This window comes from Hoylesella pleuritidis, assembly GCF_963541955.1.
In the GTDB taxonomy this organism is placed as follows: domain Bacteria; phylum Bacteroidota; class Bacteroidia; order Bacteroidales; family Bacteroidaceae; genus Prevotella; species Prevotella pleuritidis.
Map to the genome: position 1 here is coordinate 72006 of NZ_CAUTUT010000002.1, position 26103 is coordinate 98108.

A 26103-nucleotide genomic window follows, 5' to 3' on the forward strand; every position below is an offset into this window, starting at 1 on the left:
GTTTACTTTCAAATTGCAGCATGCAGCCCATTTTAGTGCAAAGACAATCATTCAATGAAAGAATTCATACAAGTTCTCAGGCGGTTTGTGCCTCCTTATAAGCGGTATTTGGCGCTGTCGGTAGTGTTCAATATCCTTTCGGCTATGCTCAATATCTTTTCTTTTGCCGCCCTTATACCTATTTTACAAATCCTGTTTAATACAAACGGCGCCGCAAAAGCCAGCCAACTGATGGCGTGGGATTGGCATAACCTGAAAGAAATAGTTACCAACAATGTCGACTATTACGTACAGATGCTGATCAATCAAATGGGAGCTACGGGCACATTACTTGCCATCGGCCTCTTCTTAGCATTGATGACGTTTCTCAAAACAGGTGCTTACTTCCTCTCTTCGGCCACAATCATCCCCATCCGAACAGGTATTGTGCGCGACATTCGCAATCAGTTATACCGCAAAATTACATCACTCTCGATCGGCTTTTTCTCTGATGAGCGTAAGGGAGATATCATCGCGCGGATGAGTGGCGACGTACAGGAAATCGAAAGTTCGATTATGTCGTCGTTGGATATGCTTTTCAAGAATCCCGTTTTAATCATCGCTTACTTCGTTACGCTGCTCGTCATTTCGTGGCAGCTCACACTTTTCACGATCATCTTTGTCCCAATCTTCGGTTGGTTTATGGGTTTCGTAGGCCGAAAACTCAAACAGAAGAGTATCAAAGCACAGTCTTTGTGGAGCGATACCATCAGTCAGGTGGAGGAAACGCTTACCGGTCTGCGCATCATCAAGGCGTTCTGTGCCGAAGAAAAGATGAATGCGCGCTTCGATCGAGTGAATTCCGACTATCGCAATAACCTGTTGCGGGTGAACGTCAGACAACAAATGGCTCACCCGATGAGTGAGTTTCTCGGCACGGTAATGATTGTTGTCGTGCTGTGGTTTGGTGGAACGCTCGTGTTGAACAACCACACACTCGACGGTCCTACGTTTATCTATTACTTAGTAATGCTTTACAGCATCATCAATCCGCTCAAAGAGTTCTCCAAAGCAGGGTATAACATCCCCAAAGGATTGGCTTCGATGGAGCGTGTGGATAAGATTTTGAAAGCCGAAGTAGAGATTCACGATGCCGAAAAGCCCGTTCCACTCAACGGCTTCAACCACTGCATCGAGTTTCGCGACGTGTCTTTCCGCTATGGAGAACAATGGGTTTTGCGCCATATCAACCTCAAAATAGAGAAAGGAAAAACCGTAGCCCTCGTGGGACAAAGCGGCAGCGGGAAGTCGACATTGGTCGATTTGATTCCCCGTTACTATGATGTGCAGGAGGGTGAAATACTCATTGACGGAATCAACGTACGTGATATGCGGCTCCACGACCTGCGTCAGCTCATCGGAAACGTCAATCAAGAGGCCATCCTTTTCAATGACACGTTCTTCAATAACATCTCATTCGGCGTAGAAAATGCAACTATCGAACAGGTAGAACAGGCCGCTCGCATTGCTAACGCGCACGATTTCATTATGGCGACAGAACACGGTTACGACACGAATATCGGCGATCGAGGCGGCCGTTTATCAGGAGGGCAACGCCAACGAGTAAGTATTGCCCGTGCGATTTTAAAGAATCCGCCCATCCTTATACTTGATGAAGCAACCAGCGCATTAGATACTGAGAGCGAAAGATTAGTGCAAGACGCTCTCGAAAGACTGATGAAGACACGCACAACAATTGCCATTGCTCACCGACTGTCTACAATCAAGAACGCCGATGAAATCTGCGTGCTCCACGACGGACGCATTGTGGAACGCGGAACACACGACGAACTGATGGCGCAAAACGGTTATTACCGAAAGCTTCACGAGATGCAACAATAGGAATCCACTTCTCCCAGACTCTCTTCAAAGAACAAAGAAAATGTAATTAACGGTTAAACACTCTGCAACTAACCGTTAAACGCAAAGCAATTAACCATTACTTGCACGACATTTAACGGCTTTTCGCAGTGCAATCAGCCGTTAATCGCAGTACGATTTGTATATAGCTGATTCTCAGTAAAATACGGAATCATTTTTGATTAACCTTCATTTCTCCTGGAAAAGGAGTATGGCAAAGCATTCGTTTCAGCTTCTTCGATATTCTGTGGGTGACATTCCGACATGCTCTTTGAAGTATTTCCCGAGGAAACTTTGATTGGGAAAGTTCATCTCTTGCGTGATTTCCTTAATCGTTTTGGTCGAGTTTTTCAAGAGAACACGTATTTCCAATGTCACGTATTTATCAATCCAAGCATTCGGTGTGCGCTTACTGACCTGCCGGATTGTCTCTGAAAGATACTTTGGTGTAATGCAAAGCTGCTGCGCATACCAACTAACACGACGCTCATTGCGGAAGTTTTGTTCCACCAACTTGATGTATTCGGTGAAGATTGCTTCACCTCTCGACCGCCGACTGTCCGTCAAATTCTGGATACGATAGATGCTGTTGCTGATGTCATAAATCATTGTTGCGATGAGTGAACGCACCGTTTCTTTACGGAAATGGTGTTCGCGCTCATCTGTTTTCTCCTTGATGATGCGCAGATAACTGATGATTGTCCGTACGTCTTCGGGTCGCATCGGACATACGGGATGGTTTCTCGCGAAAAGAAATAGCGATGAAAGCTCGTGAACTTCTTTGACTATCTCATAGAAAAAGCCGTAAGACAGGACGAGTGTCATCAATTGGCAGTCGGGACTAAACTGATGGTTGTCCAGCACTTTGCCTTCACTAATGATGATGATATCATTGGGTTGCACTCGATATTCAATCGTATCGAGAGAATAACGGGCCGTTCCTGCCAAGCAAATACCCAGCACCAGGCATTTCATCCGATGCGGTTCGTCGGGCAGGGGAACGTTCCTGAATGTGTCGTAAATAATGAAATCGGTGCCGATACTGCTGCCTTCATGCGCAGCAAGCATTGAACCGACGGTGATTTCGCTTAGTAGTTTCTTAGTCATTGCATTACGATTTAGAATGCAAAGATAATGAAAAATGTTGAAATTACATTATTAACGGAAATAACTTCGACATTGCTCGGGGGCAATTTCGATGGCTTCTACTTTCTGGATCTGCTCTCTTCGGAAGTCGGAATCGCCGCAGATGAGTACCCGCCGATGGACAGCGATGGTGAATTTTTGGCACGCCTGCTCATCGATCTCACCGTTGCAGATATACGTCAAACCGTCGATCGAGATTCGTTCGCCAGCTTTTGCGCCTCGCAACGTTACCCGAATCCATCCCCGAAAGGGCTTGCCGAAATCGTAATAGACGCTGTCTCCCACGACGTCGAAGCTCTGTTGCTGTCGGATTTTGTACACTTTCTCTGCCTCTTCATCAGCCCCTTGTACTGTGATGGGAGGGGAATCGCCGAGCGAAACAACGGCGACATTCGTCCAACCGACGACCGGTGCATCGGCCGCATTCCACTTCGGGCACTTCCGGGTGCCGTCGATCGTCTCGCCGCCGGCCATTGTCAACCATCTGTTCGACTTGCTACAAAGCCAGTCTTCGCCAGCTCTGAATGCGAAAGGAGTGCCGTTTCGCAGTCTGCCGTAATAGGAAACGGCGAGTTGACGGGTGTTGCGGTGGGGCCAAGCTGGCGAATACCATACTGCAATCGTATTGCTGTCGCGCTGCAAAAAACGGCTGATATCATAGGTAATCGCAATGGGACGATCGTCGAAAGACCTGCGACAAGGAATCAAAACACGCGTACTTACATTCCGTTGATTGACAAACAGATCGAAAAAGCCTGTCGATTCCACCGTCACAAAGGCCTGTACGGGGCGGCCTCGACTTACATACGTATGGCGAAACCAGATCTGCGACGTGTCGTCGAGTGCCGGATCGCAGATCCATTGCGTGCCGAATCCTTGTGCAATAGCCCCTTGCCAGCTTACGACAAGCAGTAAAAACATAGCCCATCTGCTCATTTCAACATTGCTTTTTGTCCTTTTCTAAGCGTCAGTGTCACGCTTTTTCCGTTGTAAGAAACCGTTACCCGTCCGCCCGCTTTGCTCTTGACGACGGCCGAAACGACCCGACTGCCTTTCCAAGTCATTGCAATTTCGTAACCGCCTCGGGCACAAATGCCCTGTACCTGACCGTCTTTCCAAGCGTCGGGCAAGGCTGGCAGCAGGTCGATACGCTGTCCGTCGCTCTGCACAAGCATCTCGCATACGCCCGCGGTACCGCCAAAGTTGCCGTCGATTTGAAATGGAGGATGCGCGTCGAAGAGGTTAGGATAAGTGCCACCGCTACGTCTTCGGTCGGAGCCTTGGTAGCAATCGGGCGACACATAGGTCAAAAGTGTGCGGTAAATGGCGTACGCTCGTTGTGCGTTTCGCAGTCGGGCCCATAGATTGATACGCCATCCTGTGCTCCATCCCGTGGTTTTGTCACCTTTGATTTCAAGCGAACGGGCACACGCCTGCGCCAATTCGGGCGTACCGTCGACCGTGATTTGATGCCCCGGGAAGAGCCCGATGAGATGCGATTGATGGCGATGCTGCGGGTCGAAATCATCCCAATCATAGTACCATTCATTCAAATCGCCTTGCTTTCCGATGCTATATGGATGCAAACGGGGCAAAACGGCACGGAGCTTTGCTTGCAATGCCGTATCGGTTTGCAGCAATTCGGCCGCGGATAACGTGTTCCGGAACAGCTCGCGGATAATAGCGAGATCGGCAGTAGCGCCATAACACGTGGTACCGTGGTATCCTTTGTCGGTGATATATTCGTTTTCGGGCGACGTACTGGGTGCTGTAAAAAGCTCACCGGGCTTGAACGGGTTCTCGACTAACCATCGGAGCATAAACGCCGAAGCCCCTTTGAGCAGCGGGTAAGCCGTAGTTCGAAGATAATTGTGGTCTTGCGTGAAAGCGAAATGCTCCCAAAGAGCCTGCGAAAGCCACGCTCCGCCCATATTCCAATTGCTCCATTCGGGGCTTTCTTGTTTCTCTCCGACCGGATTTGTCATAGCCCAGAGGTCGGAATTGTGGCTCGAACACCAGCCCGAATCAATGCCGTAGTAGTTGCGAGCGGTGTATTTCCCATTCTCGGCGAGAGCTTGTACAAATGCGTTCAGCGGCATTGTCATTTCCGAAAGATTGCTGACTTCGGCAAGCCAATAGTTTTCTTCAAGGTTGATATTCACCGTGTAATTGCTCCGCCAAGGTGCTTTCACATAGGGATTCCATAGTCCTTGCAGGTTGGCCGGCACTCCCGCAGTACGCGAAGAAGTAATGAGCAGGTAACGACCGAACTGCATATAGAGTGTCTCTAAATAAGGATTGGAGCGTTCGGGATGGTCAGTATAATCGCGTAATTGCTGTTCTGTAGTGCGCATTGCATCGTATTCGGATGCGCCCAAAGTGAGAACGAAGCGCCCGAAAAGGCGTTGATAATCTGTAATATGCCGCTTACGAAACAGCGAATAGGTGCCGCTCATTGCGTGGGCAATATCGTTTGCGGCCTGCTCCGAGTACGGAGCACCCTGCGTGACGGGGTGTTTGTCGAAGCCGTTGAAACTCGTTTCATTGACGAAATATAGTTCGGCATCGCTCACTCCGTGCAGATAGAGCGACGAGTCGGCTGCCGTCACCGTTCCGTCTGCGGTTTTCACCCGCAGAACAGAGCAAAAATGAATGCTGTTTTTAGGGTCTCCCACGGCATTTCCGGTCATTATCAGCTGACCATCTGAGGCTTTCACGGAATGCGGAATCAATGCCGTGAGCGTCAGACGACAATTTATCGCACTGCGTTTGTCGGCTCTGAGTCGGACGGCGATGAGTTTATCGGGGTGTGATGCAAAGTATTCGCGCGTGAAAGTAACGCCGTTTCGCACGTAAAAATCGCGACACAGCGCACTGTCTAAATCCAATTCGCGCCGGTAACAGCTTGCACCACCACCGCTGTTATCAATGATATGCAGCGTGGCCAACGGCTGATAATAAGCCGAATTAGGGCCCTGTACGTGTAATTGCAGCGAATCGGCGAGCCGATAGTCTTCTTTGAACAGTGCCTCTCGTATCTTCGGAATCCATTGATGGGCATCTTTGTCGAGGTTGTGGTCTACGGGTCGGCCTGTCCATAGCGTGATGTCGTTGAGCAAAATCACGTTATCGTCGGTTCCGCCGAATACCATTGCGCCCATCTTTCCATTGCCGATGGGCAACGCCTCTTCAAAAAACGTAGCGGGAGAATCATACCATAATCGCAGCGGTAACGGCCTCTGCGCTGCCGAGAATAATGCAAACAGACAGAGAATTGCTGCTGATAGTAGCCTTTTATTCGTTAATGGTTGCTCAGTTTTCATTCGATTCCTAAGTAAAAGGTGATTGCTTCCGGATAGGAGTCGCTCGTTTTTCAAGCAGAAAGCAGTTGTTTCCGAACAGAAAAGCAAAAGAATAGAAAGAGATTCGTATTTGATTGATTCTCAGAGATATACAAAGTACTTCCCGATTAACGGTTAAATGCAATACAAGTAACAGTTAAACGGCGTTCGATTAACGGTTAATTACCGTGCGTTTAACGGCTTTTTGTGATGCAATCAGCCGTTAATCGCAGTCACGTTTGTATATAACTGATAATCAATTATGTACAAATCATTCACTATCTTCTCTCCTTAGGGAGAAGAGCCGGTAGTGAAGCTGCTCTTAGGAGTTACCCAAAAGCTGTTTAACTACGGCCGAGATAGCACCGCCGTCGGCCTTACCGGCCAAGCGTTTGCTGGCTACGCCCATCACTTTCCCTATCTCTTTGATGCTTGTTGCACCTGTTTCGGCGATGATGGAGCGTACAATTTGCTCGATTTCTTCGGCTGAGAGCGGTTTCGGAAGGAATGTCTCGATAACGGCAACCTGGGCCAATTCGTCATCAGCTAAGTCTTGGCGACCTTGCTGTACATAGGTTGCAGCTGACTCTTTACCTTGTTTTGCGAGTTTCTGTAACAGTTTGAGAGCTGCCGAATCATCCAAAGTATCGTTGGCTCCGGGTGCTGTCTTAGCCTCTAAAAACACTTTCTTGATGTTGCGCAAGGTCTCTAAGCGCACCTTGTTACGAGCTTTCATCGCCTCTTTGATATCATTGCTGACTTGATCGAATAGTGACATATTTTGTGAGTTTGTAAGTTTACGAGTTTGTGAGTTTATGAGTTCTTTGGTTTATGGGCTTATGTGATGCGCGAATTATCAATTACTCATTTTCCGTTAGGCAAAACTTATCGTTCCCTGCACAGGTTCGGGCTTATCTGATTCGGCATCGACGGCAATGTTTCCAGCAGCCTGTTGACGGATTTCTTCAAGCATTTGGCGCGTGCGTTTATACGTTGGCGTGTTCTCAACAGCCAAGATAATGTCTTCGTTATCAAGGTCTTCGGGGCGGAACAAGAAAATATGCGGGCGCCGTTTATACTGTGTGTGGTTGCTGTCTTTACCATAATAGCGGTCGAGTCGTTCTCTCCGCTCGGCCCGTTTCTCCTCTTCTTCGGCCAGACGGTTGGCTTCTTCCTCGGTATGTTTTTTGAGATGGGTGTTCATTCCATCTACATTCTCTACGCCAAAGCCGGTTGCCAGAATCGTAACTTTTATCTTGTTGCCTAACTCCGGGTCGACAGCCAGGCCCCATTTAATCTCAAAGTCGTCTCCGAACTTAGACATAAAGTCGTTGACATCATTCATTTCCTCCATCATTAAGCCCTGATTGTCTTTCTTTTCGCTGGCAAAAGCGATGCTGAGCAGAATCTTCTTGGAGTTGAACACGTCGTTATCATTGAGCAGTGGAGAGTTGAGTGCGTCGTCGATAGCTTTCTTTACGCGGCCTTCTCCTTCACCGTAACCAGTGCTCATAATGGCTACTCCGCCGTCTTTGAGCACTGTTTTCACGTCGTTGAAGTCGAGATTGATAAGGCCATGAACGGTTATAATCTCTGCGATACTCTTTGCAGCGACGCTCAAAGTGTCGTCGGCCTTGCCGAAAGCATCAAGCACTGCAAGCTCGGGATATATCTGGCGGAGACGCTCGTTGTTGATAACCAGCAGCGCGTCTACGTGTTTCGCCATCTCTTCGACGCCATCCAAGGCCTGATCTATCTTCTTCGGACCCTCAAAACGGAATGGAATCGTAACGATTCCGACAGTGAGTATGCCCAATTCTTTCGATATTTGAGCAATCACCGGGGCTGCTCCCGTTCCCGTTCCACCACCCATTCCGGCCGTGATAAACGCCATTCGGGTACCGTCACTCAACATATTTCGGATGTCATCAAGGCTTTCTTCGGCTGCCTGTCGTGCCTTTTCGGGTTTGTTTCCGGCCCCAAGTCCTTCCTTACCGAGCTGCAAGTGCACGGGCACGGGCGAATCATTGAGAGCCTGGTTATCTGTATTGCAAAGCACGAAAGTTACGTCGTGAATGCCCTCTCGATACATATGGTTGACGGCATTACCGCCACCGCCACCCACGCCGATGACTTTAATGATGCTGTTTTCTTTCTCCGGATCTCCGAAATTCACGATACCGGGTCTGTAATTGTTATCTTTCATAATTTCAATTGATATCACTCTTCCTCTTTAATCATCTTTTCGCCGAACTCTTTGAGCTTTCGGAAGGTTTTATTGAAGAAACTGTTACGACGCTGTTCGGCCTCTTTCTCTGCAAGGGCAGCCTCTTCGGCCTCTCGTTTTTTGCGTAATTCTTCTTCGGCTTTCAGCTTTTCGGCCTCGGTTTGAACCACTCCTCGTCCCGTCGTTTCATTGATAGGCCGTGGCGTTTTGTGCAGATCAGCTGTGGTAACAGTGGTCTTCGGGGTGGTCTCACCGAACAAATCGTTGGTGATTTCATCGCCTGCACAGTTCTCATCTCCCTTTACCAAGAGGCCCAGGAGAGTGTTCATCGTTGCGTCGTGAGCGGTTATATCCTCGCTGTTTGAGTTGATGGTAGGCGTCACAAACTTAGCTGTTCGCACCTTTTCAATATGTGTGAACTTGGCCAAAGCACGCTCAATGTCTTTCAAATTAGAGCCGCCTCCTGTGAGAATAATGCCGCCCAAGAGTTTGTCTACATACTCGTTGGGCACTTGATACCATACATTCTCGATGATTTCCTGCACTCGTCCTTCGACAATCTCAATAAATTTGCGGCTTTCCACCGTGCGTTCCGCATCGATGGGAAGCATCTGTGTATTGTCGATATCATCGTTATCGGTGAACGCACAAGCATATTTCAGCTTCATATTCTCGGCATCTTGCTCTTCCATTTGCAGTGAAGCAATGTCTTTTGTGATGTTATTGCTGCCCAACGGGATAACGGCCAGATGGCGAAGAATGTTCTTTGCGTAGACAGAAACGGTCGTTGTGTCGGCTCCTAAATCAACAAGCACACAACCACTGCGACGTTCTGCCTCGGTAAGAACGCTGTCGGCGAGGGCCAACGGAGCCAAATACATCTCGGCAATAGCGATTCCTGCATTGTCGAAACACTTGTTCAGATTGCGGTAAAAGGCCTTACGCCAAAGGATATTAAGGAAGTTTCCTTCGAGCCTTGAGCACTGAATGCCCACCGGGTCGAGTTGAAACTGGTTGTCAACTTTATACTCTTGCGTGGCAGCATCGAGTATTTCCTGATCCAAATAGGTCATTGTGCGGTTGGCATCCATCAACTCATTCACCATATTTTGCGTCACAAGCGTGTCTGCGGGCAGGTCTTTCACGATGACATTACGCACACTTCGAATCGACTGTCCACCCACTCCGACATACACTTTGGCAATTTTCGTTTTGAGATTGGTTTCTAATTTGTTCACAATCGAGGTTAAAGCCTGCACCGTTTTATCAATATTGTAGACCACACCTTTGCGTATGCACGAAGCAGAATCTTCTTTGACGATAGACAAAACAGTGATACTGCCGTCGAGATTCTTCGTTCCGGCGATGCCTGTCAACTTTGAAGAGCCCAGCTCAATAGCTACTATAAAATCCTTTGTCATATACTTTTATCTTTTCATTCTTTATCACTTATTCTGTGGGTTGCGATCTCCTGCGACATATAATTTGATTGTCGAATTCGAGATTGATATACGAATAGAGGTTCCAACCTGCTTGGGAGAGCCCGTATTTATAGAATTTTTCGAGGCGAGTCATCTTCTTTCTCACGAAATCTGACACTAATTTGCCGCGTTCACTCTTATATTTGGTCTCGGGCAAAGCCCCTATATAAATAATATGTTCACCCACCCGAGGCACCAATTCGATACCATAATCAGGCAGAACATTGATTTGTTCGATCTGATTTCGCCACAAATCGTCGGCCATCAGCGCGCTACTCAGATAAGAAATATAATTCTTTGCGAACCACTTCGATATGTGTCCGGTGGCGATAATGAGGTCAGACGTATAATGAGAGTTAGGCATCACGCAGTTGTTATCATCTATATAGTAGTCGTCTCCATTGTCGGCTTTGATCCGAACGATGGGCATTCGTTGCGTGATATTGATGTTTACGTGTCCGTTTTCGGTCTTATAACACTCGGCGGTTTTCACAAATGGACTCTCTTTCAGCGTTTCCTCGATGCCTCGTGCATTGACAAATCGCATTGGTTTAGCCAATGGATAGAGGCGGCTCCGCTCTAAACGGGCCTTGATTTCCTGTGCATTGATAAAGCCGTTAGTAGCTTCATCCTGAATGTTGATGCTCGTTTTGGTGCACACGCGAGCCGTTTCATCGGGCTTGTTAAAGGCCGTGAACGCTGCAACAAGATAGCCCCCGAGGGCCAAATCGAGCACAATGAGAGTTGTTTTCTGCCAGTTGACGTGCATTTATTTCGTTTCCAATATCGCCTTTATTTGCGGAACGTAATCGTTTAAGTCGCCGGCGCCCAAGATGATGAGTACATCCGAGTCATGATTTCGTACCCAGTCGGGCACGTCTTCTTTGTGAATCAGCTCTTTCTTCACGCCGGGCGCAAGCTGATCGTATATCAATCGGCTGGTCACTCCGTGTATCGGTTGCTCTCGAGCGGGGTAAATATCACAGAGAATCACCTCGTCTAACAGGCTCAAAGCACGTGCGAAATCGGCGTAGAAGTCGCGAGTGCGGGTGTAAAGATGCGGTTGAAAGATGGCCGTTATCTTACGATCGCGATACAATTCACGAATACTCTTGGCGCTTTGCAGTATCTCTTGCGGGTGATGTGCATAATCGGAGAGCAGCACGTGACGGTTGTTGCGAATCTGAAAGTCGAATCGTCGCTCTACACCAAGGTACGTTTTCATTCCTGCACGCAGCTCATCGGCGGTGCAACCGTTAAGTTGTGCCATCGCCATTGCAGCCACTCCGTTCTCGATATTGATAGGAACGGGCTGACCGAGAACCACTCCCGGCACATTCTCTAACGGTGAAACGAAGTCGAAAGAGATTTCGCCGTCGGCTATCTTGATGTTTTCGGCGTAGAAATCGCCTGCATCCCGACTGTACGTAAACGTGCGAACATTGGCCCCGACATTAGCTTTCATCTCCAAATCGGTATGGATTATCAATGCACCTCCGGGCTGAATGAGCGTCGTGTAATGGCGGAAACTCTCCAAATAGGCCTCTTTCGTGCCGTAAATATCCAAGTGATCGGGATCCGTTGCGGTGATAACCGTCATCCAAGGACGCAGCCAATGGAATGAGCGATCGTACTCATCAGCCTCTATTACCACGTAATCGCTGTGGCTACTCAGTATATAATTCGTACCGTAATTCTTTGAAATACCGCCCAAAAAGGCGTTACAATCGATGTGACTCTCGTGCATGATGTGTGCGCACATTGTCGAAGTAGACGTCTTTCCGTGTGTTCCGGCCACGCAAAGTCCCTTGTGTGAGCGTGTGAGTGTGCCCAAAACCTGTGCCCGTTTTTGTATTTCGAAGCCTTGCCGGCGGAAAAATGCCAGCTCTTTGTGTGTTTCCGGCACGGCAGGCGTATAAATAACAAGGCACGACTGAACGTCTTTACAGGCTTCAGGAATGGCTTCCACATCCTCATCATAATGAATCGGTATTCCTTCTTGTACTAATTCTCGAGTCAACGGAGTGGGAGTCTTGTCATAACCGGCTACCACCCGCCCCATATGCAGGAAGTAACGGGCCAGCGCACTCATCCCGATTCCGCCGGCACCGATGAAATATACGGCTTTGATATGTTGTAAATCCATTTGAGTTTTTAAGTCTATAAGTTTTTGAGTTATTTCGTTTTGTTTTGAGTTCCTAAGCCGATGAATTCCTATGTTGATGCCGATTCGGTTCGTAAATCGGCCTGTCTGCTAATCTGATATAGACCGGATGAACCGAAAAATTCATCGACTCGCAGACTCATAAACTTAAAACTTCGTCTGCAATCATCGCTGCCGAATCTTTCATTCCTAACGTCTTGATGTGCTCACTCAGTACATTGAGCCGCGCATTATCGGTCACGGTCTCGACGGCCAACGGCAAGAGACGTTGCGGCGCATCGGCATCCGACACGTAAAGAGCGGCTTCTCGATTGACCAAAGCCATCGCATTCTTAGTCTGATGGTCCTCGGCCACATTCGGACTCGGCACCAATATTACAGGTTTTCCAAGCAAACAGAACTCCGAAATGCTGCCGGCGCCGGCCCTACTGATTACCAAATCGGCGGCGCGATAGGCTGCCCCCATATCCGAAATAAAGTCGGTTACGCACAACATCGGCATCGGCGCGTGCCTTTTCAGCCGTTCGGCAATGTCTGCCTGATAATATTTCCCTGTCTGCCAAATGATTTGTATGCCACTCTTTGCAATCAAATCCAACTGGGTCAGTACGCTTTCGTTGAGTGTACGGGCACCGAGACTGCCGCCGACGAGCAGTATAACCCGCCGCGAAGGATCGAGACCAAAACTGCGAACAGCCTCCTCCCGTGTGGCGGTTGTCTCTAAAAGAGACTGCCGAACAGGATTACCCGTCATCACAATCTTGTCTTTCGGGAAGAAGCGTTGCATTCCTTCATAAGCCACACAGATCTTAGCCGCTTTCTTGGCAAGCAGTTTATTCGTAACGCCTGCATAGGAATTCTGCTCCTGAATGAGGCAGGGGATGCCCATTGCAGCACACTTATTAAGCGTGGGACCACTGGCATAGCCGCCCACTCCGACTGCAACCGTGGGCCGAAAAGCCTTGATTATCTTCGTCGCTAACCGCTGACTTTTCCATATTTTGTAAAGAACAACGACGTTGCGAAACAGATTCCGTCGGTCGAATCCACATATCGGGAGTCCTTTTATCTCGTATCCCGCAGCCGGAACACGCTGCATTTCCATCCTCCCTAACGCCCCCACGAAGAGGATTTTGGCATCAGGGCACTTAATCTTGATAGCATTTGCAATAGAGATAGCAGGAAAGATGTGTCCTCCTGTGCCGCCACCGCTGATGATAACTCTCACTTCTTTGTCCATCACCACAAATAATTTGTTTATTGACAGTGCCTTGCAAAGGTAATCAAAATATTTAGTTTTTATACGATTTTACCTGAAAATTATTTGCCGATCGATACAATCTATACTACGACCACATAGCAAGCGTTTTCCAATTAATCGTTTTTTATAATACAAATTAGATGATAGTTCAAGATAAACACAACTCTTTGTAAAGGCCAAATCGGAATATCTGCTACTCGGATGATGCGGCAATATTTATGTGTATGTATTTTTCTGGGAATCAATGTGTTATAATTCATCTTGCAATTAACGGTTAATTGTATGGTGATTAACCATTAATTGTGCGCCGTTTAATGGTCTTTTGCCGGGTATTTAACGGTCAGTTGCATACCGTTTAACCGTTTATTGCAGCTCTATTCGTATGTGATTGGAAAACAGGGAGTTATAAGATGATTTGTCAGGGAATGATTTACTCATCAACCGAACTGCCTATCCGCTGGCTCACTTGTCTTTTTTGCGGATCGGCTGATGCTGAGAATGGCCCCGATGTAGATACAATTAATGATGGTAGAAGTACCGCCTTTGCTTACCAATGGTAACGGTTGACCGGTGACGGGAGCCAGACCCACGGCCACGCACATATTGAAAATGGCTTGCGTTACGAGTAATAACGCAAGGCCCATGGCCAAGAATGCGGGGAAGGTATTCTCACAACGGTGGGCGATTCGACCTGTCCTGAATAAGAGAATAATGTAGAGTATGGCCACGAAAAACGCTCCTTCGATGCCCATTTCCTCAATGATAATGGCGTAAATAAAGTCGGAAAAGGCCTGCGAAAGGAAGTCGCGCTCGTCTGAATTACCCGGACCTTTGCCCACAACGTTGCTTGATGCGATGGCAATATTGGCGTGAGCTATCTGCGCATCTTTGTCTAAATCGACATCTTCGGGGGCAATCTGTTTCTTGTCTGCAAATTTATTGATGCGCGATTTCCACGTGTCGAAGCGATGAAAGACTTTCTTGATACCGGTGGTTTGTTGCTTGACGGTATCTGTCTGTTCGGTCATTGTCTTGCCGGCGACGGCTTCTCCGTGGTCTTCTCCCACCAACATTACAAGCGCAAAAAGGCACACAACAAGCAGGGTAGCGATGCCCAAAAGTCGGCCTAACTGTCGGAAAGACACGCGTCCGATAATCATCATCATAAAGATGATGGCACAAAGCAACACTGCTGTTGACAGATTCTCAAGCATAATGAGGGGAATAATGAAGAGACAAGTAATGAGCACGTATCTGAATGCATTCTTATCGGCTCCGTTTTCGGTCTGCATAGCGCTCAGTATCTGCGCCGTGGCAAGCACCATCGTGCCTTTTGCAATCTCGGAAGGCTGAAACTGTATGCCGATCAGGCTGATCCAGCGTTGTGCTCCATTGGTAGACTGGCCGGCAAAGTAGACCCATATCAGCGTCAGAAATGACAGAATGAGTAGGAACGGGGTAACGATTTTAAAGTATTTGCATTTGATATTGAGTGTTACTACCATAAAGAAGATACCCAGGAAGAGGATTCCCACGTGCTTGAGAACGGGTGCCAGGTAGCTGCCTCCTTTGTAAGTGAGTTGTGACGAGGCCGAATAGACCTCGACGACACTGATGATGCAGAGGAAGAAAAACACCATCCAGATTACCTTGTCGCCCTTGAAGATATTGCTAAGCGTTTGATTGTTCATTGCCGTTGGTGATGGATTGCAAAGCCTGTTTATAGAGATCTGACTAAGGTTTTGAATTGTTGGCCGCGGTCTTCCATATTTTTGAAGAGGTCGAAGCTGGCACAACAAGGACTCAGTAGCACTGTATCGCCGGGCCGGGCCATCTCGTAGCAGGCCCGTACACAGTCTTTCATACTGTGGGTATCGCGTATGGGGATGCCTATTCCATCGAAGAAGCGGTGCAGTTTGGTGTTATCGGCACCGAGATAAACCAATCCGGCGCATTTCTCCTGCACCAAAGGCTTGATCTCATTATAGTCATTGCCCTTGTCTTTACCGCCCAAAATCAGGATGACGGGCGTTTTCATACTTTCCAAAGCATACCAACAGGCATCGACATTAGTAGCTTTCGAGTCGTTGATATACTGTACGCCGCCCACCTTACAGACTTTTTCTAAGCGGTGTTCGACGCCCGGAAAGTCGCCGAGACTTTTACGAATGGCTTCTTTTTTGATACCGGCAATGTCTGAGGCGATGCCTGCCGCAAGCGAGTTATAGATATTATGCTTGCCCGTCAGACTCAATTCTTCTTGCTCCATATTGAAAGGCGTAGGCTCCTCGATGGTGTATTGGCCCTCTTCTATGTATCCGATGCTGCCCGATTCTTTGAGTTCGGAGAACGGATATTGTACGGCGCGGATGTCATATTTGGCCAATTCGCGCTTGATCACAGGATCGTCGTTCCAGTAAATGAATGAGTCGGCCGGCGTTTGATTCTGAATGATGCGCATTTTAGCATCTACATAGTTTTGCATACAGTTGTCATAGCGATCCAAATGGTCGGGAGTGATGTTGAGCAGAATGGCTATGTCGGCCCGGAAGTCGTACATATTGTCCAACTGAAAGCTGCTGAGCTCGATGATATAATATTCGTGCGGGTCTTCGGCTATTTGTAAAGCCAGGCTCCGTCCGATGTTTCCGGCGAGTCCGACATCATATCCTGCGGCCTTGAATATGTGATAGATGAGCGATGTGGTGGTAGTTTTTCCATTGCTTCCGGTGATGCAAATCATCTTAGAATGCGTGTAACGGCCGGCAAATTCTATCTCGCTGATGATATGAGTACCCTGCTCTGAGAGTCTCTTTACTATCGGAGCTTCTTTCGGAATGCCCGGACTCTTGATCACCTCGTCGGCATTCAGAATCTTCTCCGCAGTGTGCTGGCCTTCCTCCCAAGCGATTCCGTGACTGTCCATCAGCTGCTTATACTTGTCTTTTATGGCCGACATATCCGACACGAATACGTCGAAACCCTGCTTTTTAGCCAATACTGCTGCACCGGCTCCACTCTCACCGGCTCCTAAAACTACGATTCTTTTCATCTCTTCTTTATCTGATCTTCAACGTAATGATGGTGAGTGCTACGAGGATTATCGTAATAATCCAGAAGCGAATGGTGATTTTCGACTCGTGAACAACTGTTCGCGGCTTAGTGACGAGGTATTTGCAGTCAGGGTCTAACTGCTCGTCTTGTGTGCGGAAGTTGTCGTGTATAGGCGTACGTTTGAATATTCGCTGCTTCACTCCGTGTCGTTTACCCAGCTTGAAGTACCAAACCTGCACGATAACGCTAAGACTTTCGACAAAGAATATGCCGCAAAGGATGGGTAAAAGCAGCTCTTTGTGAATGATGATAGCGCCTACCGCGATGATGCCTCCTATCGCCAGTGAGCCAGTGTCGCCCATAAACACCTGCGCGGGATAAGCATTGTACCAGAGAAAACCGATGAGTGCGCCGATAAAAGCACAGAAAAATACCACTAACTCTTGCGAACCGGGGATGTACATAATGTTCAGATAGGCTGCGAATTGTATGTGCGAGCTGACGTAAGCCAATATTCCCAGGGCCACACCGATGATGGCTGAGTTGCCTGCACACATCCCATCCATTCCGTCGTTGAGGTTAGCGCCGTTGCTGACAGCCGTTACTACGAAGATGGTCATTATCACAAAGAGAATCCATCCGGCTGCAACACGACGGTCGCCGAATACACTTGTCACGCGCGAATAGTCTAAATTGTGTCCTTTTAAGAATGGAATCGTAGTCTTTAACGACTTTCGTGGCTGGGTGCGATGCTTGACAACGGTCTCCTGTCCTTGCTTTTCGATGGCTAAGTTTTCGTTAATCTTTACGTCGGGAGCGGCCCACAGCGTTACGCCTACAATGAAACCGATGCCGATTTGACCGATAATCTTATACTTACCTTTTAGTCCTTGCTTGTTACGTCGGAATATTTTGATGAAGTCGTCCATACCTCCGAGGAAGCCAAGCCATATTGTCGTGACAATCATCAACAGCAAATAAATATTGCGCAAACGCCCCAACAGCAGCACGGGAATAAGAATTGCCACGATGATAATGATGCCGCCCATTGACGGGACACCGATTTTTTTCACCCCGAAAGGGTCTATATTGATATCGCGTTGTGTCTCGGTGATTTGCTTTTGCTTTAAAAACGCGATGAATTTTTCACCGAACCACGCCGAGATAACGAGTGAAAGGATCAGCGCCAACAATGCTCTGAACGATATATAGCCCCAAAGGTGAGACCCGGAGATGCCGTATTGTTCAAGAATTCTGAATAGATAGTACAGCATAATACACCTGTTTAATTCATAAATTTATAATACATAATTGGCTTAACACCAAACTTTGTTTCATAATCCGGACTTGTTGTGTGCCGAGGAAACAGTGGGCGACTCAACTACTAACTATCACTGATTAACCGCCAATTGCTCTACCACTTCCCGATCATTGAAGTGATGCTTCACGCCTTGTATTTCCTGATAGTCTTCGTGACCCTTACCTGCAATGAGAACAACATCGCCTTTGTGGGCCAACATACACGCAGTGCGGATCGCTTCACGCCTATCTACGATGCTGAGAACCTTCTCCCGCTGTCGCGAATTGAGGCCTTCGAGCATATCATTGATAATATCTTGCGGATTCTCAAAGCGCGGATTGTCGCTCGTAATAATCACTTTGTCACTTTGGCGTACAGCTTCTTGCGCCATCAACGGGCGTTTACCTTTATCTCGATTGCCGCCGGCACCGCATACGGTGATTACTTTTCCCTTACCGTCTAACACCTCGTGAATGGCATTGAGCACGTTGGCTAAGGCGTCGGGCGTATGCGCATAGTCGACGATTGCAGTGTAACCGGCCGCGCAATGTATCGGTTCGAGACGCCCCCGCACGCTATGCAGTGTGCTGAGAACCACAAGTACATCCTCGGGACGCTTTCCCAGCATCACGGCAGCACCGTAAACGGCCAGCAAATTGCTAACATTGAACTTGCCGATGAATTGAACTCCCACCTCACGACCGTCTATTTCGAGGTACATTCCTTCAAAGTGGCACTCCAATAGCTTACCTTTGAAGTCGGCGGCAACGCGTGTGGAGTAGGTCTTTACAGTCGCTTTGGTGTTCTGAACCATAATCATACCATTCCTGTCATCAGCATTCGTGATGGCAAAAGCAGTCTTTGGTAGCCCATCGAAGAACGATTTCTTGGCGTTTCGATAGTTTTCGAAGGTCTTGTGATAGTCTAAATGGTCGCGAGTAAGGTTTGTAAAGATGCCGCCGACAAATGAAAGGCCGCTGATCCGCCGTTGAGCAATAGCGTGCGAAGAACATTCCATAAAGGCATACTCACATCCTGCCTCGACCATTCGATGCAACAGCTGGTTTAATTCGATAGGATCGGGGGTGGTATGATCGGCTGCAATGGCTTCGTCTTCTATATAATTGCACACCGTAGAGAGTAGACCGCACTTGTATCCCATTGCTCTGAACATATTATATAATAAGGTAGCGACCGTCGTTTTGCCGTTGGTGCCGGTCACACCAACTAGCTTCAGCTTCCGCGAAGGGTCTTCGTAAAAGAGCGTAGCGACCTTACCCGCAGCGTCTTCCGTAGACGTTACCTGCACAAAAGTTACCCCTGCGGCCACCGACTCAGGCATATCTTCGCACAGAACGGCCGCTGCTCCCTGCTCGATTGCCTTCGAGATGAATTGGTGCCCATCTACTTGCGTGCCTTTCATAGCCACAAACAGCTGGCCCGCTGCTATCAGACGTGAGTCGATATTCACACCTGTTATCTCCGTATCGGTATCTCCCGTGATGCCGATTGGCTTGATATTCTTGAGCAACTCATTTAGTTTCATATCTCGTTTAGTTTTGATTTATCTTATTCCAACGTCAACTCACACACCTCTTTACGATTGATGAGATGCCCGGGAGGCAGACTTTGCCGCACGACTCGCCCTCGTCCGGACAGCCGAACACGTACACCACGACTCTCGATAAGGTAAACGGCATCGCGGGCACCCATTCCCACAACGTCGGGAACACGACTCCGGCCGTACATCTTCTCACGTTTCAGCACCACCATAGCGCTCCCTTGCCGTGTGGCTGTGCCCCAAATGGGATTACCGTCGGCGTAACTGCCACTCCAATCGGCATTGGTTTTGATGCCGAGATGCGTCAACACATAGTCAGCCGACAGTATATTACCGGCCTTCACATCAGGAACGAGGATAGAAGCAGAGTCTCGTGCGTCTTTGATATCCAGCTTGATGTCTTGCGCCATAATACCTTCGGCGATGTGGTGGAACACAACTCCGCTCATCCCTCCACCCGAAGCGGGCAGTCCCGACTTCTGAATGCACACGATACAACTGTAACGCGGTGCATCGGCAGGGAAATATCCGGCAAAGCTTAACAGATAATCGGTGGTTCCCGACTTATAACCTGCAGCGCCCTTAGACATCTGTGCCGTTCCCGTTTTACCCGCAACCTTGAACGAAGAAGAGCCGGCCTTCTTGCCAAGACCTTGACTTACGACGTGCTCTAATATCGTTTGAATCTCTTTCAAAGTCTTAGTCTTGCAGATTTGTTCGTGTCCCTTCACGGCTTCCGGTGGAAAATCCATCAGCACCTGACCGTTTTTCACAACTTCTTTCACAAACCGCGGACGCATCATTCGTCCGTTATTGGCTATTGCATTGTAGAAAGTCAGCGTCGAAATAGGCGGAACCTGCGTCTCATAGCCTATACTCATCCACGGCAAAGCAGTGTCGCTCCAATTCAACCACTGCCCTCTGGTGTTCTTTTTCGGCATTCGTATCTTCGCAGGCGACGACCCAAGGAGCGGTATTTGCAGGTCGGCCGCCAAACCGACACGATAGATTCCGCGGACAAATCGGGCCGGATCGCTGTGGTAATAATTGTCAATGATGCGGCTCACACCGATATTCGAGCTGTAAAGCAATGTTTGTGGCAGTGTCAACAACCCGTAGCCGCCCCGTCGCCAATTGTGATCCTTCATCTCTCTGCCGTACATCGGCCACACGCCTCCACCCGTTTCTACCCGGTAAGTAGTGTCGACCATACCGTCGTCGAGTGCTACCATAATGGAAGCAGTCTTGAAAACAGAGCCAGGTTCAAGCAAATCGCTCACCGCGTGATTCTTAACCTCACGGTATTTGCCGTCTACACACTTCTCCATATTCACGATTGCCTTGATATCTCCGGTGCGAACTTCCATCACAATGGCTACACCCACGTTGCCGTTGATTTCTTTCAGTTCGTCGAGTACGGCCCTTTCGGCCAAGTCTTGAATACCGACGTCGATCGTAGTAACGATATCTGCACCGTCAATAGGCGGTGTATCCATAATGTCGAGGAACTTATTGAGCACCTTACGACGATGGATTATGCCGTTCTTTCCACGTAAAATAGAGTCGTAAGAAAGCTCCAATCCGAAGCGGGCAGTATCTTTCGCACCAAACATATCGCCCACCGTGCGACCTGCCAAAGAGCCATACGGACGCTGACGGGCATTGAACTCTTCCGTATGAAAGCCGCTCTTATTCTGCGACAGACGGAAAACGGGCAGCAGCTTCACCTCGGAATAGATGTTATAATCAACCCGTCGCTTCCAGATAGGCCAGTGTCGGCTCATCTTTTTACGCCCTTCCGCGAACTGTCTTTTAAACTCTGAGGCTGTTTGTTCAGGAAAAATCTGACTCAAACAGCGGCATATCGAATCCTCTTTCACATTCCACAACGAGTCGGTATGTGAATCGTGAAGAGCCTGAAAATCCATATACAGCTTGAATTCAGGTAACGAACTGGCCATCAACTGCCCGTCGCAGCTCAGTATGTTACCGCGCAACGGCTTCACGCTAACGCTGTCTTTCTTCACCCGATCAGCCACTTTCATCCAATAGTCGCGTTTAGCGGTCATCAGATAAAGCGTTTTCGCGACGACAGCTACAGCCATCAGCGTCATCAAAATGGCGATGAAGCTGTAACGAGGCATTATCTTTTTATAATCGAATTTGCTCATTCCTCGGGCACGTTAATGATGAACGGCGGCTGATTGGCTATATGCAACACACTGTCTTTGTTATCTTTCAGCATATTGAGAACGTTGCTTTCGCGGCTCTTTTCCGTGATTTGGCTGCTCGTAGACAGTGCTTTGTAACGTGCATCCTGCAATTCTCGTTTCAGTTTATCTATCTCGATAAGGTCTTGCTGACAGCTGTATCGATTGGAAATATATATGAGCAGGATGAAAGCAATGAGCAAAAAGAGCCAGATCTGATGCCGAATGGTACTCGTGTTGAGAATGTCTCCACCCAAGATCTTACGCAAAGTAAAGTTGGCCGATAGTGGAGACTCGTCCTCAGTAGCCTGCTCTTTGATGACTTCCGTCAGCGTTTGCAGTTCCTCTTCGGGCGCAGATATAGTGCCGGTCACTGTTTCCGGTGTGGAGTTGGACTGTTGCGGATCGGCCTTCTCGGTGTCCGCGGCAACATCGATTACTGTTTTTTCATCCTTGTTCATTTCTTTTCTGCAATTCTCAATTTGGCACTTCGGCTACGCGGATTGCGCTGTTGCTCTTCCGTGTCAGGCACAATCACTTTGGTATTGACCGCTTTCAGGGGTGTTTCTGTGCGTCCGTAGAAGTCTTGTTCAACCTTTCCGGTGGCATTACCGGTCTTGATGATGTTCTTAACAATGCGGTCTTCGAGTGAGTGATAGGTAATAACGGCAAGTCGGCCGCCCGGTTTCAGCATCTCGATAGCCGCTGCCAGCATCTCTTTCAGTGCTTCCATCTCGCTGTTCACTTCTATTCGGAGAGCCTGAAAGAGTTTAGCCATCTCCTTTTTTTCGCGTTCACGCTTGAAGAAAGGCTCAACGGCGGCAATGAAATCGCGTGTAGTAGTAATCGGCTTCAGTGTTCGCGCCTTGACCAAAGCTGCTGCAATGGGACGCGAATTGCGCATTTCACCGTAGAGATAAAATACGTCTGCCAATGCCGCTTCATCATATCGATTCACGATATCAGCCGCAGTTGTCGGCCCATTTGCGTTCATCCGCATATCCAATGGGGCATCGAAACGAAACGAAAAGCCGCGCTGCTCATCGTCGAAGTGGTGCGATGACACACCAAGATCGGCCAACAGACCGTCGATTTGCGCCGTTTCGTAATACCGCATCCAGTTTTTGAGGTAACGAAAATTGGTTCTCACGAACGTAAAACGCTCGTCTTCCATCGTGTTCTGTGCAGCATCGGCATCCTGATCGAAACCGAAGAGCCGGCCAGTGGAATCCAATCGGGCAAGAATCTCACGCGAATGGCCTCCCCCACCGAATGTAGCGTCTACGTAAACGCCGCCTTTTCGGAGGTTCAGTCCATCGATACTCGCCTCTAAGAGCACCGGAATGTGATAGGCTTCTGCCGTTTTGATCATATCGTTAAATCCCGTTTCCCGCCGTTGTTGTCCGTTATCCGTCAGTCGGATAAACATCACTCGTTTTTATCGAGCGTTTTATCGAATCGGACCTCCCTGTTTCGGGCGTCTCATCTATCAGTGACAGACCTTTCGATCCAACAGAAATTACGGTGCCAAAGGTACACAAATTTCCCCATACTTCACCACTCTTATCCGCAAATTTTATAATAACTGTCGATATCTTGATAATTGATAATCGGCCGATTGAATTTTAGACAAGAAGTATAAACGTATCACTTGTAGGGGCAGAGCGATGTATCTACCTTTCTTAGTCCCTAAGTTAGGGGGATTTGAGTATATGGATAGAGATTGGTTTTATTACAGGAGGAAGAACAAAAGAACATAAACGGAAAGGAAGTTTTATGTTACTGATTATCAATTATATACAAACTGTCTGTCAATTAACGGTTAGTTGCTTTGTGATTAACGGTTAAACGGTGGGCGTTTAACCGTTTTTCGCACGGCGATTAACGGCTAATCGCAGCGAGCTCCATATCTATTTGATATGCAGCTTGTTATGAGCTATGGAAAGCTATGTTGATTATTATTTTGCAAGATATGCCCACAAAACGTATTTTTTTAGTATTTTTGCAGCAGACTCACAATTATTCTGCAAAATAACAAGGTTTTGACGGAATTACGCTTCTTTATCAATAACAAAACGATAACACTCAAATGAAGATAACAATGAAACGATTTCTTTTAACGGCCGGCCTTTTCTTAGGGTTGGCTTTCACCTTGAATGCAGCCGAAATGGCCTCCCCAAACGGAGCGATAAAGGTGAATTTTGAACTCAATAACGGTGTTCCGACTTACAGCGTAGCCTTTCGTGGCAAGATGATGATTAAGCCCAGCCGACTGGGTTACGAGCTTTCGGGAGCTGAAAACCTGCTCGACGGCTTTACACTTTTGGGTCAGGAGACAGCCCGACAAGATGAAACCTGGAAGCCGGTATGGGGTGAAAACAGCGAGATTCGCAATCATTACACCGAACTTTTGGTGAAACTCGTTCAGCCATCTACCGATCGTTATATGAACATTCGGTTTCGGGTGTACAATGAAGGAGTAGGTTTGCGCTACGAATTCCCGCAAAAAGGCAAGCTCAATCACTTCGTCGTGAAAGACGAACGCACCGAGTTTGCAATGACAGGAGACCATATTGCGTGGTGGATACCGGGCGACTATGACACGCAAGAGTATGAATACACCCGCTCGAAACTGAGTGAGATACGCAGTTTGTTGACTAAAGCCGTGACGGATAACCTCTCACAGACCACCTTTTCGACCACAGGCGTACAGACATCGTTGATGTTGAAGACCGCCGACGGTATCTATATGAATCTGCACGAGGCTGCATTGATCAATTATCCGGCTATGCATCTCAATCTCGACGATAAGCAGATGGTCTTCACTTCGTGGCTGACGCCTGATGCACAAGGCAAGAAAGGCCACCTGCAAACGCCTCTCCGGAGTCCGTGGCGCACCATTATGATCACCGATGATGCCCGAAAAGTGCTGGCATCTAACCTTATTCTCAATCTTAACGACCCCTGTGCACTCAGCGATACGTCGTGGATTCACCCTGTAAAGTATGTCGGTGTGTGGTGGGAAATGATTTCCGGAAAGAGCGAATGGGCTTATACCCATCAATATCCGACGGTGAAACTCGGTGAAACTGACTACATTCACGCTGCTCCTTCGGGTAAACACGGGGCCAATAATGCCAATGTTCGCCGTTACATCGACTTTGCTTCGGCCAACGGTTTTGATGCAGTCTTAGTCGAAGGATGGAATATCGGCTGGGAGGATTGGGCCGGAAACTCCAAGGAACACGTGTTCGACTTCCTCACACCGTACCCTGATTTCGATATCAAAGCACTCAATGCGTATGCTCATTCCAAAGGAGTTAAATTGATAATGCACCACGAAACCTCGTCATCCGTTATGAACTATGAGAAGTATATGGACCGAGCTTATCAGCTGATGAATACTTATGGCTACGACGCTGTTAAGAGTGGATATGTCGGAAACATTATTCCGAGAGGCGAACACCATTACAGTCAGATAGAGATTAATCATTATTTGCACGCCATTAAGCGTGCAGCCGACTATCATATTATGGTCAACGCGCACGAAGCAGTGCGTCCTACGGGGCTGTGTCGTACTTATCCGAATCTGATTGGCAATGAAAGCGCACGCGGAACGGAGTTTCAGGCATTCGGAGGAACTAAACCCGGGCACACGGCTATATTGCCTTTCACACGCCTTCAAGGTGGACCAATGGACTATACACCGGGTATTTTCGAGATGGATTGCGCCAATGGGTCGCATTGCAATTCGACAATCTGCGGGCAACTTGCCCTTTATGTCACCCTTTACAGCCCGTTGCAGATGGCTGCCGACTTCCCTGAGAACTACGAAAAGCATCCGGATGCATTCCAGTTTATCAAAGATGTGGCCGTAGATTGGGATAAATCGATTTATCTCGAAGCCGAACCGATGGAATATATCACGGCGGCCCGCAAGGCCAAAGGTACTGATAACTGGTTTATAGGAGGCGTAACGGGAATGAAAGCACATCGTTCCGATATCACACTCAGCTTCTTGGACAAAGGTCGGAAGTATGAAGCCACAATCTATCGAGACGGTCCTGATGCCGACTATAAGACTCGGCCGCAATCTTACAAGATTGAGAAGCGTATAGTGACAGCCAAGACTAAACTCTCGATCAACAGTGTTCCTGGCGGCGGTTATGCTATTTCGCTGATTGCGAAGTCTGAATAATGCGATGCGTATACGGTACTATTGCATACGCATTCCATTGTAAATATTCTACCGATAATCATTCCCTGTGTAGGCAGTTCAACCGGTTTGTCTGCACAGGGATAATGACATTCTTTACAACCGACCGTCAGTTATTTTATAACTAACCGTTAAACGACATGCATTTAACGGTTAGTTGCAGTACCATTCGTATTTTGTTGATAATCAAATAAATAGTGAGATAGTATTACTTACGGGCTTTTGGGTCTTTTATATGAGATA

General features: G+C 48.0%; 18 protein-coding genes. 2 read left to right on the plus strand and 16 right to left on the minus strand.

Features of this window, described 5'->3' with window-relative positions; all coding sequences use genetic code 11:
• Nucleotides 1-54 precede the first annotated feature (54 nt).
• Nucleotides 55-1881 (plus strand): ABC transporter ATP-binding protein, encoded by a 1827-nt coding sequence (locus RWY97_RS01060; protein ID WP_314738921.1) that lies wholly within the window; start codon nucleotides 55-57, stop codon nucleotides 1879-1881.
• A gap of 246 nt (nucleotides 1882-2127) precedes the next feature.
• On the opposite strand, the gene RWY97_RS01065 is transcribed toward RWY97_RS01060, so the two are convergent.
• From RWY97_RS01065 to rsmH, 16 genes are all read right to left on the minus strand, one after another.
• A complete protein-coding gene (locus RWY97_RS01065; protein ID WP_021584892.1) occupies nucleotides 2128-3006 on the minus strand; it encodes a helix-turn-helix domain-containing protein in 879 nt (292 codons plus the stop codon).
• Between the two features lie 51 nt (nucleotides 3007-3057).
• Entirely contained in the window at nucleotides 3058-3981 is a 924-nt protein-coding gene (locus RWY97_RS01070) for an alpha-L-rhamnosidase N-terminal domain-containing protein (RefSeq protein ID WP_315565021.1), read from the minus strand.
• The gene (locus RWY97_RS01075; protein ID WP_315565022.1) at nucleotides 3978-6368 is read right to left on the minus strand and encodes a glycosyl hydrolase family 95 catalytic domain-containing protein; all 2391 of its coding nucleotides are present in this window, start codon (nucleotides 6366-6368) and stop codon (nucleotides 3978-3980) included. Before RWY97_RS01075 ends, RWY97_RS01070 begins: the two co-directional genes overlap by 4 nt.
• Nucleotides 6369-6708: 340 nt before the next feature.
• Entirely contained in the window at nucleotides 6709-7164 is a 456-nt protein-coding gene (locus RWY97_RS01080; protein ID WP_315565023.1) for a GatB/YqeY domain-containing protein, read from the minus strand.
• 96 nt (nucleotides 7165-7260) lie between these two features.
• Nucleotides 7261-8592, minus strand: a complete 1332-nt coding sequence (gene ftsZ, locus RWY97_RS01085) for a cell division protein FtsZ (RefSeq protein ID WP_021584887.1) — start codon at nucleotides 8590-8592, stop codon at nucleotides 7261-7263.
• Nucleotides 8593-8606: 14 nt separating this feature from the next.
• Nucleotides 8607-10034 (minus strand): cell division protein FtsA, encoded by a 1428-nt coding sequence (gene ftsA / locus RWY97_RS01090; RefSeq protein ID WP_021584897.1) that lies wholly within the window; start codon nucleotides 10032-10034, stop codon nucleotides 8607-8609.
• Between the two features lie 28 nt (nucleotides 10035-10062).
• Nucleotides 10063-10863: a cell division protein FtsQ/DivIB gene (locus RWY97_RS01095; RefSeq protein ID WP_021584832.1), complete on the minus strand. Its 801-nt coding sequence runs from the start codon at nucleotides 10861-10863 to the stop codon at nucleotides 10063-10065.
• Nucleotides 10864-12240: a UDP-N-acetylmuramate--L-alanine ligase gene (gene murC / locus RWY97_RS01100; protein ID WP_315565024.1), complete on the minus strand. Its 1377-nt coding sequence runs from the start codon at nucleotides 12238-12240 to the stop codon at nucleotides 10864-10866. It abuts the gene before it with no gap.
• Between the two features lie 157 nt (nucleotides 12241-12397).
• On the minus strand, nucleotides 12398-13498 hold the full coding sequence (murG, locus tag RWY97_RS01105; protein ID WP_311441526.1) for an undecaprenyldiphospho-muramoylpentapeptide beta-N-acetylglucosaminyltransferase: 1101 nt from the start codon (nucleotides 13496-13498) through the stop codon (nucleotides 12398-12400).
• Nucleotides 13499-13956: 458 nt separating this feature from the next.
• Nucleotides 13957-15210, minus strand: a complete 1254-nt coding sequence (locus RWY97_RS01110; RefSeq protein WP_021584826.1) for an FtsW/RodA/SpoVE family cell cycle protein — start codon at nucleotides 15208-15210, stop codon at nucleotides 13957-13959.
• A 29-nt stretch (nucleotides 15211-15239) separates the two neighbouring features.
• Nucleotides 15240-16571, minus strand: coding sequence for a UDP-N-acetylmuramoyl-L-alanine--D-glutamate ligase (gene murD / locus RWY97_RS01115; protein ID WP_273175099.1), 1332 nt, complete (start codon nucleotides 16569-16571; stop codon nucleotides 15240-15242).
• 7 nt (nucleotides 16572-16578) lie between these two features.
• Nucleotides 16579-17847, minus strand: coding sequence for a phospho-N-acetylmuramoyl-pentapeptide-transferase (gene mraY / locus RWY97_RS01120; RefSeq protein WP_021584801.1), 1269 nt, complete (start codon nucleotides 17845-17847; stop codon nucleotides 16579-16581).
• 117 nt (nucleotides 17848-17964) lie between these two features.
• Nucleotides 17965-19419, minus strand: coding sequence for a UDP-N-acetylmuramoyl-L-alanyl-D-glutamate--2,6-diaminopimelate ligase (locus tag RWY97_RS01125; RefSeq protein ID WP_315565025.1), 1455 nt, complete (start codon nucleotides 19417-19419; stop codon nucleotides 17965-17967).
• Between the two features lie 23 nt (nucleotides 19420-19442).
• Nucleotides 19443-21605 carry a penicillin-binding transpeptidase domain-containing protein gene (locus RWY97_RS01130; protein ID WP_314078305.1) on the minus strand — a complete coding sequence of 721 codons (2163 nt, stop codon included), beginning with the start codon at nucleotides 21603-21605 and terminating at the stop codon, nucleotides 19443-19445.
• Nucleotides 21602-22105 (minus strand): FtsL-like putative cell division protein, encoded by a 504-nt coding sequence (locus RWY97_RS01135; RefSeq protein WP_315565026.1) that lies wholly within the window; start codon nucleotides 22103-22105, stop codon nucleotides 21602-21604. The genes RWY97_RS01130 and RWY97_RS01135 overlap by 4 nt, the downstream gene beginning before the upstream one ends.
• The gene (gene rsmH / locus RWY97_RS01140) at nucleotides 22102-23016 is read right to left on the minus strand and encodes a 16S rRNA (cytosine(1402)-N(4))-methyltransferase RsmH (RefSeq protein WP_315565105.1); all 915 of its coding nucleotides are present in this window, start codon (nucleotides 23014-23016) and stop codon (nucleotides 22102-22104) included. The genes RWY97_RS01135 and rsmH overlap by 4 nt, the downstream gene beginning before the upstream one ends.
• 729 nt (nucleotides 23017-23745) lie before the next feature.
• Between rsmH and RWY97_RS01145 the strand changes: the two genes are divergently transcribed.
• A complete protein-coding gene (locus tag RWY97_RS01145; RefSeq protein ID WP_315565027.1) occupies nucleotides 23746-25842 on the plus strand; it encodes a glycoside hydrolase family 97 protein in 2097 nt (698 codons plus the stop codon).
• Nucleotides 25843-26103 lie beyond the last annotated feature (261 nt).

Coding starts and splice junctions, on each gene's coding strand:
- RWY97_RS01095 (WP_021584832.1), bottom strand. CDS start 10,863: ATGCACGTCAACTGGCAGAAAACAACTCTCATTGTGCTCGATTTGGCC.
- RWY97_RS01065 (WP_021584892.1), bottom strand. CDS start 3,006: ATGACTAAGAAACTACTAAGCGAAATCACCGTCGGTTCAATGCTTGCT.
- ftsZ (WP_021584887.1), bottom strand. CDS start 8,592: ATGAAAGATAACAATTACAGACCCGGTATCGTGAATTTCGGAGATCCG.
- RWY97_RS01070 (WP_315565021.1), bottom strand. CDS start 3,981: ATGAGCAGATGGGCTATGTTTTTACTGCTTGTCGTAAGCTGGCAAGGG.
- murD (WP_273175099.1), bottom strand. CDS start 16,571: ATGAAAAGAATCGTAGTTTTAGGAGCCGGTGAGAGTGGAGCCGGTGCA.
- murG (WP_311441526.1), bottom strand. CDS start 13,498: ATGGACAAAGAAGTGAGAGTTATCATCAGCGGTGGCGGCACAGGAGGA.
- RWY97_RS01110 (WP_021584826.1), bottom strand. CDS start 15,210: ATGAACAATCAAACGCTTAGCAATATCTTCAAGGGCGACAAGGTAATC.
- rsmH (WP_315565105.1), bottom strand. CDS start 23,016: ATGATCAAAACGGCAGAAGCCTATCACATTCCGGTGCTCTTAGAGGCG.
- RWY97_RS01075 (WP_315565022.1), bottom strand. CDS start 6,368: ATGAAAACTGAGCAACCATTAACGAATAAAAGGCTACTATCAGCAGCA.
- RWY97_RS01060 (WP_314738921.1), top strand. CDS start 55: ATGAAAGAATTCATACAAGTTCTCAGGCGGTTTGTGCCTCCTTATAAG.
- RWY97_RS01130 (WP_314078305.1), bottom strand. CDS start 21,605: ATGAGCAAATTCGATTATAAAAAGATAATGCCTCGTTACAGCTTCATC.
- RWY97_RS01080 (WP_315565023.1), bottom strand. CDS start 7,164: ATGTCACTATTCGATCAAGTCAGCAATGATATCAAAGAGGCGATGAAA.
- murC (WP_315565024.1), bottom strand. CDS start 12,240: ATGGATTTACAACATATCAAAGCCGTATATTTCATCGGTGCCGGCGGA.
- mraY (WP_021584801.1), bottom strand. CDS start 17,847: ATGCTGTACTATCTATTCAGAATTCTTGAACAATACGGCATCTCCGGG.
- RWY97_RS01125 (WP_315565025.1), bottom strand. CDS start 19,419: ATGAAACTAAATGAGTTGCTCAAGAATATCAAGCCAATCGGCATCACG.
- RWY97_RS01145 (WP_315565027.1), top strand. CDS start 23,746: ATGAAACGATTTCTTTTAACGGCCGGCCTTTTCTTAGGGTTGGCTTTC.
- RWY97_RS01135 (WP_315565026.1), bottom strand. CDS start 22,105: ATGAACAAGGATGAAAAAACAGTAATCGATGTTGCCGCGGACACCGAG.
- ftsA (WP_021584897.1), bottom strand. CDS start 10,034: ATGACAAAGGATTTTATAGTAGCTATTGAGCTGGGCTCTTCAAAGTTG.